Origin of the sequence: Salinispora vitiensis (assembly GCF_000378825.1) — a bacterium.
Lineage (GTDB): Bacteria > Actinomycetota > Actinomycetes > Mycobacteriales > Micromonosporaceae > Micromonospora > Micromonospora vitiensis.
Genome location: NZ_KB900388.1, coordinates 4,849,196 through 4,866,523, shown reverse-complemented (window position 1 = coordinate 4,866,523; position 17,328 = coordinate 4,849,196). Strand labels below are relative to the sequence as shown.

At 67.1% G+C, this 17,328-nt stretch carries 7 protein-coding genes; 4 read left to right on the top strand and 3 right to left on the bottom strand.

The genetic code is table 11. The features are described 5' to 3' along the window. The first annotated feature begins 93 nt into the window (after window positions 1–93). Together SALPAC2_RS0123020 and SALPAC2_RS0123015 are read left to right on the top strand one after the other, a co-directional pair. Complete coding sequence (locus tag SALPAC2_RS0123020) at window positions 94–1,368, top strand: cytochrome P450 (protein ID WP_018218979.1); 1,275 nt, start codon at window positions 94–96, stop codon at window positions 1,366–1,368. An 11-nt stretch (window positions 1,369–1,379) separates the two neighbouring features. After that, window positions 1,380–1,586 (top strand): (4Fe-4S)-binding protein, encoded by a 207-nt coding sequence (locus tag SALPAC2_RS0123015; protein WP_018218978.1) that lies wholly within the window; start codon window positions 1,380–1,382, stop codon window positions 1,584–1,586. 317 nt (window positions 1,587–1,903) lie between these two features. Here SALPAC2_RS0123015 and SALPAC2_RS27400 read toward each other — a convergent pair whose 3' ends face one another. After that, window positions 1,904–2,392, bottom strand: coding sequence for a hypothetical protein (locus SALPAC2_RS27400; RefSeq protein WP_162561387.1), 489 nt, complete (start codon window positions 2,390–2,392; stop codon window positions 1,904–1,906). A gap of 59 nt (window positions 2,393–2,451) precedes the next feature. Next, a complete protein-coding gene (locus tag SALPAC2_RS0123010; RefSeq protein ID WP_026185051.1) occupies window positions 2,452–10,236 on the bottom strand; it encodes an RHS repeat-associated core domain-containing protein in 7,785 nt (2,594 codons plus the stop codon). 436 nt (window positions 10,237–10,672) lie between these two features. On the opposite strand from SALPAC2_RS0123010, the gene SALPAC2_RS0123005 reads away from it, so the two are divergent. Continuing rightward, on the top strand, window positions 10,673–13,810 hold the full coding sequence (locus SALPAC2_RS0123005; RefSeq protein ID WP_026185050.1) for a DNRLRE domain-containing protein: 3,138 nt from the start codon (window positions 10,673–10,675) through the stop codon (window positions 13,808–13,810). A gap of 114 nt (window positions 13,811–13,924) precedes the next feature. After that, window positions 13,925–15,544, top strand: coding sequence for a phytoene desaturase family protein (locus SALPAC2_RS0123000; RefSeq protein WP_018218975.1), 1,620 nt, complete (start codon window positions 13,925–13,927; stop codon window positions 15,542–15,544). A 149-nt stretch (window positions 15,545–15,693) separates the two neighbouring features. Here the strand turns inward: SALPAC2_RS0123000 and SALPAC2_RS0122995 are convergent, their stop codons facing one another. Further along, window positions 15,694–17,283: a Rieske 2Fe-2S domain-containing protein gene (locus SALPAC2_RS0122995; RefSeq protein WP_018218974.1), complete on the bottom strand. Its 1,590-nt coding sequence runs from the start codon at window positions 17,281–17,283 to the stop codon at window positions 15,694–15,696. Between the last annotated feature and the right edge of the window lie 45 nt (window positions 17,284–17,328).

The window sequence follows — 17,328 nt, the reverse complement described above, 5'->3', positions numbered from 1 at the left end:
TCGACGGTCAGGCATGGACGGAGTGCCACCGTCGGGCTAGCCTGGGGCCGAGCGGGCGGGGACAACATCCACTTCTGCGAGGTGACGATCACCATGACAGAGACTGCCTCGATCACTACAGCGGGGGCTTCCTCGACTGCCACGTCAGGGCCGGGCTCCGGCGAGGTCACCGACGCCGAGTTTCCCGTCGAACGTGGATGCCCCTTCAGCACACCCGCCGAATACGAACAGATCAGGGAGCATGCCCCGCTCGCGAAGGTCCGCCTGACGACCGGCCGCGAAGCGTGGTGGATCGCCGGGCACGAGCTGGCCCGCGCTGTCCTGGCCGACCGGCGGTTCTCCTCCGACCGCCGCCGGGACAACTTCCCGTTCGTCAGCACCGACCCGGAGACCAGAAAACAGCTGCAGGACCAGCCCATCTCCATGCTCGGCATGGACGGCGCCGAGCACGCCCAGGCGCGGCGGGCCCTGATGGGTGAGTTCACCGTGCGGCGGATGGCCGGGCTGCGGCCACGGATCCAGCAGATCGTCGACCAGCACATCGACGAGATGCTGTCTTCCGAGCAACGCTCCGCCGACTTGGTCGAAGCGCTGTCGCTGCCGGTGCCATCGTTGGTCATCTGCGAGCTACTCGGCGTCCCCTACGCCGACCACGACTTCTTCCAGGCGCACACCGGCCCCCTGGTCCGGCACAACACACCATCGCAGGTCCGGGTCCGCATCCAGGAGGAGCTGAACACCTACCTCGGCGGGCTGATCGACCGCAAGGTCGCCGACCCCACCGACGACCTGCTCAGCCGGCAGATCGCCAAACAGCGCGCGGCCGGCACCTTCGATCGCACGAGCATGGTCAGTATGGCCTTCCTCCTGCTCATCGCCGGTCACGAGACCACTGCAAACATGATCTCCCTCGGCGTTGTGGGGCTGCTCCAACACCCCGACCAGCTCGCCAAGATCAAAGAGGACCCGGAGAAGACACCGCCGGCCGTTGAGGAGCTACTGCGCTACTTCAGCATCACCGACACGGTCACCGCCCGCGTGGCCACCGAGGACGTACAGCTCGGCGACACCACCATCAACGCCGGCGACGGAGTCGTCATCTCCGGGCTGGCCGCCGACCACGACCCCACGGTCTTCACCGACCCAACCCGGATCGACCTCGAACGCGGCGCGCGCCACCACGTCGCCTTCGGCTTCGGCCCACACCAGTGCATCGGCCAAACCCTGGCTCGCCTGGAGCTGCAAATCGTCTTCGACACCCTGTTCCGCCGCATCCCCACCCTCCGCCTGGCCGCACCGCTCGACGACATCCCGTTCAAGTCCGACGCCATCATCTACGGCGCCGAAGAACTCCCCGTCGCCTGGTAACGGAGGACCACATGCGAATCGAGGCGAACACCGACGTCTGCATCGGGGCCGGCCAGTGCGTCCTGACCGACCCAACCGTGTTCGACCAGCACGACGACGGCATCGTCATGCTCGTCACCAAACACCCCGAAGGCGAAGCCGCCCAACGAGCCCGCGACGCCGTCCAACTCTGCCCATCAGGCGCGCTCTCCCTGATCGAGGAGCCAAGCGAGGTTTAGTCCGTGTTTCGCCTCGTAAGAGCCTTCGGCTGGTGAGGTGGGACCGATGCATCGGTAATCGATAAAGGTTGGGGTCTTGGATAGATCGGTTAACGGCCCGCGCGCGCCCACCATGGGTTAGCCACGAGGCGCAACTACGGAAGGGATGACAGTAGGCCCATCCAAGCGTCGAAGTTTGTCGAACATATTCCGCGACGACCTCGATTCGCGTTTGACCCGACAGCAACCCACGGGTACGACCGTGACCGCCAGTGCACAGCGACGCCCCGGGACTACACTACGCAATCACGCAATTCCCTTGCTTAAGGTATCTACGGTCAATCGAATGTAGTCAAGAGTGAACGATATTCTTCACTTCCAGAATCTAGGGACATTTCGATTACGAAGTCCGACAGTGCACTCGTCGTTGGCTTCCCGTCTGGATCAGCAGTGCCGGGCTCAGCCTTCCAATCAATCAAGTGAATGGTGACGGCGTAACGCCCTGGATCCGTCGGCAGCACCAAGGGATCAATACCCGAGTATTGACCAACAGCCTCCAGACCACCCAGTGCAGTTTGCCCCCTAGCAATCAGCAAATACGGCTTCGATGAAACCAGCCGGTACCGGCCTTCACGCTCCGTCAAGCCACCAGCTTGGTCGCCGTACCGGACGGTGAATTGATAGGCACCACCCCCGCCAAAATTGATCGGGACGAAAACCCCAGCCTCAATGTTGCGGAGAAGCGCCGCGCCCTCGGACACCTCATCTTCCCACTCGTCCAGGCTGGTCACACCTGTGAAGCGCTCAGGCTGCCAGACGCCGAACATCCCAGCGTCGGTCCTGACAGCCCGAGTCAGCTCCCATCCCTCCGGAGGCACATCAGCTCCTAACATCGCGCCGAGATCGTGACTCTACAGACTATATCCCCAGGCTTCAGCCCCTGACCCTTCAGCTTTGCAGAGATCTGAGCGCCGAGGCTTCTGTTCACCGAGGAATCGAGTGGCCACATGTTATCGATGTGATCGGCACCGCCCAGCTGAAGATCAATCTTGTGATCGATGTCGGTGCCGGAGATGGTTTGCCTCCCATTTGCGCGCCATACAGCCGCCGCGCTCCCCGACCGTTGCACTTGAGTAACTACAAGCCGATCGGCAGAATTGAGTGCCGCCACCTTCGCATCGGCAGCCGCCCTCTGTCCGGCAGTCCAGCTGTCCTTGTACTTGAGGTCAAGCGTAGCCCCGTTGCAATTGTGTACGAGGACCGGGGTGGTGCCGGCTACCACATAGTAGGTGTGGATGTTGGCGACGGTGAGGTTGTGGACGGTGGCCTGCAGGACGTCCCAGCGGTCGATGGCCGTGATCTGCACGTACGTGCCGGAGCTGGTCCGCAGCCACTGGCCGGAGCGCAGGTCGGTGGCGTCGATCCACTCGCCTAGCTCCGGCACCCAGAACGGGTGGCCGTCGGTCGCGGTGATCTCGGCGGTCTCCGTACCACGGTCGCCGTCGGTGTCGATGGTGACCTTCACCAGCTTTTTGACGCCGTCGCCCTTGATCGCCGCGGTGACCGTCTCGGTCACGGTCTCGCCCGTCTCCGGGTCGGTGACCAGGACTTCGTCGCCCGGCTGCACATCCTCCACCGGCTTGGTGGAGCCATCCGCCATCAGGACCCTGGTGCCAGGAACGAAACTGTTGTTCTTGCAGTCTGCGCCGCTTGAGCCGCCGTTGCCGCGCGTCGTCGCGCCGGAGTCCCCGCCGCCCTTGGAGTCGCCCTTGCCGGAGCCGCCACCGGATTTGCCGGAGCCACCACTGGACTTGCCGGAGCCGCCACCGGATTTGCCGGATTTGCCGGCGCCGCTGGAGGCCGCTGAGGAGCCCTTCGGGTTGGATTTCGCCTGGGCGTTCTTTTGGGCTGAGTTGCCGGTCTTCTTTGTGGCGTTGGCTGCCTTGTTACTTGTTGTTTGGGCTTTTTGGGCGGCTTTTTTCTTCGCGGCTTGGGCGGCCTTCTTTGCCTTTTCGATGGCCAGCTTCTTGGCGTTGAGTGCCGCTGTCTCCGCTGCCTTGGCGGCGCGTAGCACCCCTTCGGCGACACGTTTCGCCGTACGCCATGCTTGGATCGCGGAGATTGTCCGTTTGACTGCCTTGAGTACGCCCGGGATCTTGGCGACCTTCGTCCAGGGAATCGCCCCGACGATGAGGCTGCCGCACGCCCACATGTCACCGCCGAAGCAGTTCATGGCGTCGTTGATGCCGATGAACTCCTTCAGCATGTACCAGGCTGAGTCGAGGATCACCGACATCAGCGAGCGGCCCATCGTGGCCTGGGCCTGGGCGACCTGCGCCGCCGACAGGCCAGCGCCCGCGAGCGCTGCCGCCTTCTCCGAGGGAGTCAACGACACCGACAGGCCCGTCGGATCGGAGTGGGTCACCGGGTTGTTGTGGGCGTACGCGTACCCGTTGGACTGCATCGGGTCGGCGATGTCCAGCACCGGGTCGGCGGAGAGGAACCGGCCTACCACCGGGTCGTAGAGCCGCGCGCCGAGCGGGATGAAGCCGGAGGCGTCGTCCCGCTGGGCACCGAGGAACCCGGTGTGGGTCTGCATGTTGACGCCGATGGGCGCGGCGCCACGTTGGTTGCCGAACGGGTCCTGCTTACGGACCCGCACCGGCATCTCGCCTTGGAGGCCGACCTCAGCGTACGGACTGCCCTGGTGGTCACCGGCGAGCGCGACAAGTCCGGTACTGCCGGTGGCGAGATGCAAGTACCGCATCACGACACCACCCGGTGCGGGGTAGGAACGCTGGGTGTTGACCAGCGTCCCGCCTCGCTGCACGGTCAGCACCGACTCGCCGAGGTACAGCGTCGCCTGCTGGTCCTGGAAGGTGAGCAGGCGGCTGCCGTCGGGTCCGTAGAGGTGCCGGGTCTCGTTCTGTGCCTCCCACTGCTGGGCGGCGGAGTCCGCGTCGCAGGTCGCGAGCACCAGCGGGGTGAGGTCGTCGGTGGCCTCGTCCTTGACCGCGAGGCACAGGCCGGAGGCGGGGTGCTTGAGCTGCCCGGTGGAGAGGCGCTCCAGGTGCTGATCGGTCGACCCGGAGCATTCCTGCGTTGTGAAGGCGGACCCGGCGGTGTTGCCGTCTGGCTGGACGCACCAGTCGTCATACACGGACAGGGTGCCCAGATTCGCATCAGCCTGGCCGGGTACGGGAGCGAACGTCCACTTCTGCGCGATCGTGCCGTTGCACGAGAACAGCTGCATTGGATTACCCGGGACGGCCAGGCTCAGGTCGATGCACTTGTCGGCCAACCCGACGTAGGCGGTCTTGCCCCGGCTGCCCGCGCCGGTGATCCGGTCGACCTTGCCGTCGTAGGTCCAGGAGAGCACCTGCTGGTCGCCGTTTTCCACGGAGGTGACGACCTTGGTTTCGCCGGTCATTTCATACAGGCGTTCGGCGACGGCGGTGATCTCCGCGCCGTCCGGGGTGACGTAGTCCTTGGTGACTTTGGTGAGGGTGCGCGGCTGCGTGCCGTCGGCCTTGCCGTAGTCGTAGCTGGTGGTGGCGTCCTTGTCGGTGTCGCCGGTGAGGTCTTTTTCGACCAGCTTCGTGCGGTTGCCGAGCAGGTCGTACTCGTACTCCTGCCAGTAGCCGGTGCCGTCGGTGCCGGCGGTGACGGTGTCGCCGGCGGGGCTGGCGGCGCAGGACTCCTGGTCGGTCGCCGTCCACGCTGTGCTCAGCTGGCCGATCGGGTCGTAGGTGAAGCACTGTCGTTCCTCGAGGCCGAGGGAGCGCTCGCGGATTGAGGTGACGTTGCCGGCGTCGTCGTAGCCGTAGGAGCGGTGCGACACCAGGTTGGCGGCGACGATGCTCTGGTCGTCGGTTTGTTCGCGGTGGACCTGCTGGTCGGTGAGGGCGCCGCTGGCGTTGTCGTAGGAGGCGGTGGTCCACACCCGGTAGGGCTGGGCGCCGAGGGTGGAGCGCAGCACCTGCCCGTACGGCGAGTAGACGGTTTCGGCGCCGTACCAGTCCTTACCCGACACCGACAGGGGCAGCCCGTCACTGGTGTAGCGGACCAGCAGCTTCTCGGCGGGGAGGGTCCCGACGGCCGGCAGCATGGTCGACTCGGGCAGACCGGTGTCGGTGTAGGTGTAGTCGTACCGGTAGGAGGTTTTCAGGCCCCAGGTGTCGGCGATGGACTCCGGTAGCGTCAGGGTGGTGGAGGTGGGCTGGTAGTCGTCGGTGTACCCGCCGATCTCCTGGGTGTAGGCCAGTTCGTCGGTGTAGCGGGTGGCCGTCGCTGGTAGCCCCTTGCCGCCTGGGACGCTGTCGTAGGTGTAGGCCGCCAGTAGGGTGCCGTCGCTGATGCCGAGCCGCTGCTCGGTGGGGCGGTGCAGCTTGTCGTAGCTGTTCCAGACGGTGATGTTGCGGCCGTTGGTGACGCTTTCCTGCCGGTCGAACCGGTCATACGTGAGCTGGGTGGTGCCGCTGTTGGGGTCCACGGCGGTGACGAGTCGCCCGCGCTGGTCGTAGGTCCAGGTCCACGGGTGGGTTTCGTCGGCGGAGTTGGTGGCCTGCACCAGGTGCCCGCGCGCGTCGTACTCGTACCGCATCGAGGTGAACTCGGTGTGGCCGCTGTCGGTGAAGGTGTCCAGCCGGGTGTTCCGGCCCATGGCGTCGCTGAAGATGCGGTAGGACGCGGCGCCGGCGGGGTTGACGACCGTGGAGTGGTCTTCTCCGTAGGTGTAGCTGGTGGCCCGTGCTGGTGTCTCGACGCCGTCTAGGACCGGCAGCTCCCGGGTGACCCGGCCGAGACCGTCGTAGGTGTAGCGGGTGGCGTTGGGCACGGCGGTGTCGGCCAGCGGCGTGAACAGCTGCCCGATCGGTGATCCGTCGGCGGGGTAGGCGTTGCGGGTCTGCCACACCTCGCCGGAGCTGTTGTAGAGCGTGTCGGTGATCAGACGGCCGCCGCCGACGGCCTCCGTCTGACTCTGCCGCTCCCGGCCCATGCCGTCGTAGAGCGTGACCGAGGTTTCGATGCGGCCCTCGTGCCCCCGCGCGAAGGTGGTGATGTATGGGGGTTTGCCTTCCGGGACGGCGTACTCGGCCCGGAAGTCCGCCACGGCCCCGGTGGAGGGGGTACGGCCGGGCGCCCACGCCTCGACGAGGCGGCCCAACGGGTCGTACCTGGCCTCGCTGACCAGTCCGTTGACGTCGGTGGTCTTGAGGGAGACGGCCCGGCCCGGCTCCACCTCCCGGGTCTGCCGGTGGCCCAGCGCGTTTTCCTCGGAGACGGCGAAGGCCTGACCGGTGGCGGGGGTGTAGGTGATCGTCGACGTTTCGCCGTCCACGTCGGTTCGGGTCACGACGCGGCCGATGGCGTCGAAGCCGGTGGTGCCGTCGGCCTGGAAGCCGGAGCCGTCGCCGTTGAGCGACCAGGTCTCGGTGGCGATTCCGCGGGTGCCGTCGCCGAGGTCGACGCCGTAGTCCGCGCTGTCGTAGGCGACCCGACTGGCCGAGCTCAGCGTCGTCAGGTCATCGAAGGTGGCCTCGGCGCAGGTGGTCGGGCTGGAACGGACCTGCTTGGTCAGCCCGATCAGGTTTTTGTCCAGCCGGTGGTGATACTCGAGGAAGGTGCACGACTCGTCGCCGGTCTGCTCGGTGTCACCGAGGGACTCCACGTGCGTGGGCAGCCCATGCGTCGTCTCGAAGGTGGTCTTCGTCTCGACGACCCGCTCGGTGCGGGTGTCGTCGCCGGTGCCCGAGGAGCGGGCATGGGCCACCTGCCGCGCCTCGGTGACCCGCCAGGCTTCCAACGGGCTGAGACCGTCGTCACGGTCACGGCTGGCGAGAAGCTGCGCGGCGGGATACGTGACGCTGCGGGTCAGCCACTGCTCATCGGCGTCCTCGGCGCTGGTGTAGGTCAGCTCCTCAGCGATTCGGCCGGCGAAAGGCTTGCGGTCCTTGGCGATCTCGGCGCCAGTGATGTCCTGCACCGAGACGGTGTCACCAAGACCCCGGAAGTAGCGGGTGACGGTCTTGGTCTTCGCGCTGCCGATATCGGGATCGTCGTCACCGGTGTAGACGGCGACCTGCGCGAAGCCGGCGAACTGGGAGTACGTGCGAGTCGACTTCTTGGTGAACTCCCGCTCGGCGAGCCGCCAGGCCGCAGTCCCGTAGTCGTAGCGGGTGACGGTGGCGACGGAAGCGCCGTCGATCGCGGGCAGCTCCTCAATACTGTCGACAACATACTTGTGGAACCAGTCGATGTCCTCGGCTTCCGGATCCGGATGCCAGTACGACGGATAACACAGCCGGGTATTGGCCTTCAGATCGGCGGTGTCGTCCTTGCCAGGCAGATCGGTGCCCGTGGCGCAGTCCCCGGTGGGCTCCTTGTAGCTGACGACCGTCTCGCCGCCGTACTCGTTGATGACCCGAGCGATACGCAGCCGCGAGAAGCCGGGGCGGTGATCCTGCTTGACCCGGTTCGGCATGTCCTCGACGTTGTGCTCGAAACGCACCGGGTTGAGGGTGACCTTCTCGTCGGAGGTGCCGTTACGGGCATACCCGGTACGAGTGATCGACTCCAACCACAGCGCGGTGTTCGGCCCGGTCAGCAGAATCGGGAAGGACTGCGTGAGCTGATACTCGTCCACCGCCTGCAGCGTGGTGTCACCACTGCGCCGCTGAGCCGACGTAGTGATCTTGTCAAGGCGCTTACGGGTGAAAAAGGACGGCCCCGCGTTCCAACACTTCTCGCCCGCGGCGCACCGCAGATTAGCCGGAGTGTCATACCAGATCCGGTAGTCCCCGGGGTTGGAACTGGTGAAGTTCTCCTCACTACAGGTCAACTCCCCCTCGTCGAAACAGCGCTCGGCGACGGTGAATCCAACCCGGGCCAAGGGCGCTGCACTGAAAAGGGTGTCCCGACGCTGCCCGTACTCGATGCGGGAGAGATAGCCGCCCCGGTCGTACTTGACCGGGTCCTTGAAGTTGAAGTTACGGGCGTAGTAGTTACTCTCCTTGCCCCACCACAGCGACATCGCGTTGCCGTTGATGTCCTCGACGTAGTCGAGACCCCATCGCCAGGCCTGGGTGCAGAACGAGCCCGCCCAGTTGCCCGCCTTGTAGCAGGGCTCCCCGGCGTGGTTGCCGTAGACCGGCACCGTGAGGACCGAGTTCGTCACCGGGTCGTCGGCATCCGAGCCGTTGTCAGACCACCCGGGCAGACGGTGCAGACCGAAGTGGTAGCGGGTGCCGTCGCGGGTGGTGACGACCCAGTACTCGCCGTCGGCGTCCCCGTTGGCCCGGCCGGTGTCCGTGCGCAACTCCACGGTGGAGCCATCACCGTTGGCGGTGAACCAGCGCTCCTTGTCCTCGTCCCACACCAACTCCGTGGTCATACCGCCAAGCGACAACGTCGCGTTCGGCGAGCCCCAGCACAGGTCAGCGGTCCGGTGCGTGGAGTTGTTCGACCCCGGCTTCTTCGAATCCTGCCGGCAGTTGGCGTAGCTGCGAGTGATCGCCCCCGCGTTGTAGTCCCAGCCGTCACCGATCCACGACGCCTGGTTGTTCGTGGCCGAGGTACGGCCGTCCACCGACTGCGAAGAGTAGGAAAGGTTCACCTTCGGCATCAGGCCACCGGCAGTCTCCGGCACCTGCACCTGATACCCGTAAGTAAACGCACCGGAAGAGGAACCCGCCGCCCAGGACCCCGAGGACAGCAGCGGCGTGGCAGTGAAATCACCAGCCGTGGAAGCACCAGTGTCCAACACACCCACCACACTCGAGCCCGCCGACGACGTGGCGGCGCCCGTCGCAGCAGCGGTCTCGGCGCCCGCCTCGGCGGCGGTGTCAGCGCCGAGCAGTGAGGCGACGGGAACCGTACCGGTAACCACCCGCCGCGTCGGCTCGTCCTCAGCCCCGGAGTTGTTGGTCGGCGCCTCGCCAGCCGGCACCAGCTCGACCTCACTCGGCACCACCGACGCGGCAGTGCCAGTCACGGCCTTCCGCGCCTGCCCACCATCGGTCGCACAATCCCCGCCGTCCGGGTCCTCATAGACACAGTCCGGCAGCAGCACAACCCCGAAACGGTCGGCCGCCTGCGGGCCATACAGGTCAGCGAAGGGTGTGTAGTCAACGCTGAGCGCAACTTCGGCCGCCGGATCCGCGGTCTCCGGCGGGGTCAACTTCATGATCAGGCCCGCGACCCCCGCGTCCTGCGACGCCTCAGGCGCGGCCAGGTCCACCGCCCACGTGCCGGCGAGATCGGCTGGATCGCCTTCCTCCGGCACGCCAAGAGCAATCGGAAGATCATCCACCGGTCGGCTGTCGCCCGCCGCCAGACCGGTCAGGTCCACCACGCCGCTGTCCTGCTGCCAAGGGTCAACCGCCTGCGGCACATACGGATCAATCGGCACCTCAGGAGCCGTAGTCAGATCCGTCTCGGCACCCTCGTCCCGGTCAACCCGCTCGATCTCCGGCAGATCGGGCAACTCGACCTGCTCTCGGGTCATGCCCGATCCGGGTACCGCGAACGCGACGGCGGGCAGGCTGGTCACCGCCAGGATCGCCGTGAGCGCCAAGACGAAGGCCCGGCGGGTCGGCCCCGCCAAACGGCCCAACTCCGTCGGAGTCCGCCGGCCAGACGGCCGTCGGAACAACAAACCGGTACCACGCATACCCGTCGACTCCCGCGAGGACGAAAGAGAAGGCACGGATTAAACCGCACAGAACACGCGTCGGGCGTGACACGTGCGTGTGCACTCTGCGGCATAAGCCCGCCCCACTCAAGGGCGGCAGTCAGACCAAGATCCAACCCAAGTGATCTTGACCACGGGATACTCCTGACACCAAGCTGGTAAAGCTCGAATAGCACCATAGAGGCGTGAATTAGACCAAACTCCGCATACAGCATGGACAAATCCCGTCATAACGGTTATTTATCCTGACCCCGCCTTTGAGCTACGACACTGGGTTACAGGTCAATAAAGTTCGCGGATCACCCGACTCGCTCGTTTCCGTGCGATCGTGTGCCCGCGTTCTGTCCCCGACCCACCCTTCGGGGCTGCTTGCCGCGCCTTTCTGTCCGCCCGGCCATCAAGGGAGTGGATCGCCGTGACCACGCCTCGCCTACTCAGCCCCTTCGTGCGTACACGCACCCGGCTGACCCTCACCCTCGGTCTCCTCCTGACCGCCGTCATCGCCGCCCTACTGCCGTGGTGGCCGGGAAGCGACGAATCCCCACAGGGGGTCCCCCGCATCGCGGCCGTCCCGCTGAAGGACGAGGCCGCCGCGATGGCACTAGCACTCCGCACCGGTGAGGAGGTGCTCGTCGAGACCGCCACCACCGCCACCGCACAGACCTGGGCACTGCCCAACGGGCAACTCCGCTCCGCCTTCAACGCCACGCCACAGCGAACAAAGAACGCCGCCGGCCGCTGGTCGCCGATCGACACCACGCTGACCCGTACCGATGCGACTCCCGACGGCCTAAACATCCGGCCGGTCAACGCCGCCTCCCCCGTCCGCTTCTCCGCGGGCAGCAGCGCAGCCGACAAACCCGACAGCTCCGACAGCTCCGGCGGCTCCGGCGGCTCCGGCGGGGGCCAGACGCAGGCTGGCGACAGCGAAACCATCCTGGCCGAGGCGGAGGTGGACGGCCACACCGTCGCCTTCACCTGGCCCGGCCAGCTACCAGAACCGGTCCTCGACGGCCCACGAGCGCTCTACCCCGACGTCCTACCCGGCGTTGACCTACTCATCGTCGCCCGCGACGTGGGCGGATTCAGCCAGCTGCTGGTCGTCAAGAACCGCGCGGCCGCAACAATCAAGGCCGCCAGCGCGGTGACCTACGGGCTGACGTCCCAGACCGCGCGCTTCCGCCACGACGCGGTCACCGGGGGGATCCAGATCCTGGACCAGACCGACCAGGAGGTCGGCTCAATCCCCACCCCGTTCGCCTGGGACTCCGCTGGCCAGGAGAGCCCGGATGCCGAGATCCGCACCGCGGTGGACACCCCCGCCGACGTACTGAACCTCAGCGGACTCACCGGCAACGAGGCCGGCGCCCAGAGCGCCCAACTCCCCACCCAGGTGGACGGCGACGGCACCGGCACGCTCCGCCTGCACCTGGATGCCGCTGCCACCGGACTCCTGACCAACCCGGAGACACTCTTCCCCGTCTTCCTGGACCCGACCCTCAACAGCGGGGTGGTCGACTGGGCGACCGTCTACGCACAGCACCCCAACACCAACACCTGGAACGGCACCAACTTCAACAAGGGAACGACCGTCGCGCGCGTGGGATACGACGAGTCCACTCCGCTCCGGACCCGCTCGTTCTGGCGGATGGGCTTCAGCAGCTCCCTGCGCGGCGCTACGGTCAGCTCGGCGACCTTCAAGGTGTACAACGAATACTCGTACAACTGCACCAAACGGGAGATGCAGCTGTGGCTCGTCGGCGCCATCTCCTCCGGCACCACCTGGAACGCCCAACCCAGCTACATGACCCTGCAGCAGAAGCTGGCGTTCGCCCACGGCTACAGCGGCTGCGCTGGGGACTTCGTAAAATTCGACGTGAAAAACGCGGCCCAACAGGGGGCCGACAACGGGTGGTCGAACATCAACCTGGGCATGCGGGCCACCAGTGAGTCCGACAAGTTGACCTGGCGCAAGTTCACGGCGAAGTCCGCGACGCTGTCGGTCACGTACAACCGCAAGCCCAACACCCCCACCAACCTCACCACCTCCCCCGGGGGCGCATGCGCCCCCGCAGGGGTCAGGGTCGCCAAAACCGACCTCACCCTGTCAGCGAAGGCCACCGACCCCGACGGCAACCTCAAGGGCCTGCGCTTCCGCTTCTGGAAGAGTGGCGCCACCGTTCCCACCGGCACCCTGGTCACCGCCGCCAGCGACGGCAAGGCCAGCCTGACGATCCCCAGCAGCACCCTGGTTGACGAGGACATCTACCTGTGGAACGTCCGGGCCGAGGACACCTCCAACGCGCCCTCCGACTGGAACCCGCCCAGCACACCCTGCCAGCTCATCATCGACGCCTCCGCGCCACCGGCGCCCGACGTCAACAGCGACGTCTTCCTGGAAGCCACCCCCGACGGCGCCACCTGGGCAACCGTCAAGTTCGGAGAAACCGGGCCGATCACCTTCACCGCCGCGGATGCAGCAAGATTCAGCTACGCCTTTGAGGCGATCGACGCCACGTACGTGGACGCCACCGACGGCACCGCGACCGTGCCGGATCTGAAACCCCGGCACGCCGGCCCCACCACCCTGCACGTCTACGCCTACGACGATGTCGGAAACAAGAGCGCCCGGACGGACTACAACTTCTACGTACCGCCCCGCGATACCGCCGACGGGCCCGGAGACACCGGTGGCGATGGGATCCCCGACCTACTCCTCATCGACTCCACCGGCAACCTCCGGAACTACGCGGGTGACGTGGACGGCGAACTGTACGCCTGGCAGGCCGCCTCCTACACCGGACCAGGAACGCTCAACCCGCCCGGCCACTGGTACGACCCGGAAACGGGCGAGTCCGCGCTGATCGCCAAACACTCCGACGTATACCCGGGCGACGGCTCCACCGACCTGTTCGCCCGAACCCCAGACGGCGGCTTCTGGCTCTACCCCGGCGACGGGTACGGCACCTTCAACGTTGACGACCGACTCCCTGTCCTACTTCCGCCAGACACACCCGACCCCACAACCTGGACCCAGATCAAGGCGCTCGGCGACATCACCGGCGATGGGCGGCCCGATCTGGCCCTGCGGGCCGGGACGGCGTTCTGGACGCTGAGCGGCTACACCGGCGCCAGCTTCCAGGAAGCCATCCTGATGAACGAGAACGCCTGGGAACGCCGGGACATCGTCAACGTCGCCGACATCGACCTCGACAGCACACCCGATCTGCTCTGGCGCAACCTGGACAACGGCAACATGTACGTCCGCCACGGGAAGCCGGGCGCAGTAGCCGGCAGCGTCGATCTGGATTCGATCAAACTCGCGGCGAACTCCCAGAATGGTGACGTCCTCTACGGCACCAACTGGACCGAAGCCAACATCAACGCGGTGATCGGTATCCCGGACGTGAACGGGGACAGCGTCCCGGACCTGTGGGCCCGTTTCGGGGAGGACGGCATGATGCGGATCTACCATCCGTCCACCACCGATGCCAAAGACCCAGTGAAGATCGTGCTGGGGGACGACTGGAACAGCGTCAAGGCCTTCGGCTGAACGCCTCGCGCGGGCCCGGCAGCTGACCGGGCCCGCGCCCCCATCCCCAACCCGCGCCCCACCACGCGCGGTGCTGGGGTAGCCCAGGGGCAGATCGACAGTTATCTTCGCTGCATGGATCGGCAGGCGACCTCAACGTCACGGGATCGACCGCAGACCAAGCTCCCGCGGCGGGTGGACGTCGCCGTCGTCGGCGCCGGGCACAACGGGCTGGTGTCGGCGATCCTGCTGGCCCGAGCCGGGCTGGACGTGCTGGTGCTGGAGGCGGCCGACGTGGTCGGCGGCGCGGCCCGCACCGAGACGCCGTTTCCCCGGGTGCCGGGGCTGCGCCACTCCACCGGGTCGTACCTGCTCGGGCTGATGCCCCCGGAGCTACTCGCCCGCCTCGACGTCCGCATCCCGGTGCTGCGGCGCGACCCGCACTACTTCCTGCCCACCCCGGGCGGACCCGGCTCGCCGTACCTGCTCTTCGGCGGTGACCCGGCCGCGACCCAGCGGCAGTTCGCCGAGTTCTTCTCCCCCGCCGATGTCGCCGCCGACGCCGCGCTTCAGGCCGAGCTGGCGGCGCTGCGCGCGGACCTGGCGCCGGCCTGGCTGGCCGAACCGCTGCCGGTCGAGGAGACCGCCGAACGGTACGTCCGGCCAGCGCTGCGCCAGATCTTCGTCGACCTGGTTCGCGGCTCGGTCGTCGACTACCTGGCCCGCTTCGACTTCCACTCCGAGCTGCTAATCAGCATGTATGCGGTGACCGACGGCCTCTCCGGGGTCAACGCCGGCCCGGACGACCCTGGCACCGGGCACAACTTCCTGGTGCACAACATGTGCCGCCTTCCCGGCTCCGACGGCACCTGGATGATCGCCAAGGGGGGCATGGGCACCGTCTCCCGGACCTTCGCCGACGCCGCGCGGGCCGCCGGCGCCACCATCCGCACCGGTACGCCGGTCGACGCGATCACCCTCGACGGGGGTGCCGCCTCCGGTGTCCGGCTCGCCGACGGGCAGAGCGTTGCCGCGTCCGTGGTGTTGGGGGCCTGCGACCCGTACCGGCTGGCGGAGCTGCTCCCCGACGGCGCGCTGCCGGCGTCGCTGACCGACCGGATGGCGACGGTCCGCCGCCCCGGCACCACGCTCAAGCTCAACCTGGCGCTGACCGGGTTGCCGCGCTTCTCCTGTCTGCCGGAAGACGCCCCCAGCCCGTTCGGGTCCACCATCCACCTGCTGCCCGGCTCCGACCCCGCCTCGGACACTCCGCTGGCGGGGCTGCGCGCGATGTGGGCCGACGTGCGGGCCGGGCGGCTGCCGCCGGAGCCGACGATCGAGTGGTACCTGCACACCACCGTCGACCCGACGCTCTCCGACGCCGCCGGGCACCACTCGTCGGCGCTCTTCGTGCAGTCGGTGCCGTACGAGTTGGCGGGCACCACCTGGGACGAGGCGCTACCCGGGTACGTGGCGCGGCTGGTCGCGATCTGCGAGCGATACGCCCCCGGCACCGGGGCCCTGATCGCCGACGCCGTACCGCTGGCCCCACCCGGCATCGAGGCGCACTTCGGCATCACCGGTGGGCACATCCACCACGTGGACAACACGGTCTCGTTCACCGACCGGATGCCGTACGCCACCGGGGTCGACGGCGTGTACGCGGGCAGCGCCGGCTGTCACCCCGCCGGGAGTGTCATCGGTGCCTCCGGGCACAACGCCGCCCGGCGCATCCTCACCGACCTCGGGCGGTGAGAATGCGCCGGGCCGAAGAGCCGCCGGGCCGGCGACCGCGGAACACTTCACTGGGGCGCAGCCGGAGCTGGGTGGGACCGGTGCTCTTCATCGAACGGGCCGCTGTGTGAGCGGTGATCAGGTCGTCGTCTCGATGACCGAGGCGGTGATCAGGTCGTCGTCTCGACGACCGGGGCGGGGGTCTGCTCGTCGGCGCGCTGGGCGCGGATCTTGTGGCCGACGCTGGTCAGGCACCGCCCACTGGCCAGGTCGAAACGCCAACCGTGTAGCTGGCAGGTGAGCTGGTCCTCCGCCACGACGCCGAACCGGCTCAGGTCCGCCTTGAGGTGCGGGCAACGCCGCTGCACCACCCAGTCGCCGAGGGTGATGTCCTCCGCGTCGACCGCGCGCTCGTGCTCGTCGTACCAGCCCTCGGCGTACTGCAACCGCTCCTGGGAGAGGCACTTGAAGAAGGCGTAGACGAACTCGTTGTACTGGCCGATCCGCGCCGCGGAGAACCGGCAGGACAGGAAGAGCGAGTTGACCCAGTCCACCTCGCCGATGTGCAGTAGGTGCTCGACCAGCGCCCGCTCGGTGCGGAACCGGTAGCGCACCTTCTCGTCGGCGTACGGGCGGACCTGCTTGCCGGGGAAGTCCACCACGATCGACTCGACGGTCTCCGTACCCGCGTCGTCAACATCGACCAGGTCGAAGCGGACCGGGCCGCCGACCCCCTCGGCCAGATAGATCGACTCGTTCAGCAACGGCTCGATGCGGCGCTGCAGCTCCCCCAGGACGTCCACCTCCGGGTGCCGCCAGGACGCCTTCTCCGCCGCGATGATCGGCCGCTTGCGCTCCCGCATCTCTTCGAGGTGGGCGACCTTGTCGGCGAAGAACTCCGCCACCGGCACCGGGTGGGTGGTCTCGCAACCGTCGGCGGTGACCTCGGCGACGCTGCCCGGCAGCAACACCACCCCGTTGGTGCCACCGACCTTGGCGTACTCGTCCAGGAACACCGACTGGTCGGGGAAGATGTTGCCCTCGTCGCCGTGGATGTCGTTGAACTGCCACAGCGTGTCGTCGAGGAAGCACGGCGGGCCGGCGATCGGGAAGACGTGGTCGGCCTTCAGGTCGTCGATGTAGCGCCAGGTTCGGTCGAACTGCCGGTCCCGCTTCTGCTTGCCGAACGCGGTCTTGGCGGCGTTCGGCAGCTCGTAGACCATGGGATACCAGATCGCACCGGAGAACTGGAGCATGTGCGCGTGCACGTGGCCCAGCTCGGTGAAGACGCTGAGGTCGGTGGGGCGGGCATCGTTCTGGTTGAGCAGCCGGACCCCGTCGTGCTCCACCCACAGCGACGAGTCCCCGATCGGACCGTCGGTCGGGCTGGTCAGCGCCTGGATCATGACCTTGAGGCCGCCGCCCAGGTCGACGACCTCCTCGTTCGGCGCCTTCAGGAACTGGGTGAAGCCCAGCTCCCGCAGTTCGTCTTCCATCTCCGAGGTCGGGAAGGCGGGCAGCAGTACGGTGGCCCGCTTCGACACGTACCGCTTCAGGTGCGCCGCATCGAAGTGGTCCCGGTGCAGGTGCGAGACGTAGAGGTAGTCAACGTCGCCCAGCGCCGCCCAGTCGAGTTGGGAGTTGTCGGGGAACGGAAACCACGAAGCGAAGTACGCCGGGTTGACCCAAGGGTCGCACAGGATGCTCCCCGCGGGAGTGTCGATCCGCATGCTGGCGTGCCCGGTACCGGTCACTCGCACCGCAGTTCCCCCCTTTAGCAGCCATAACAAGGTTCACGTCCGAAC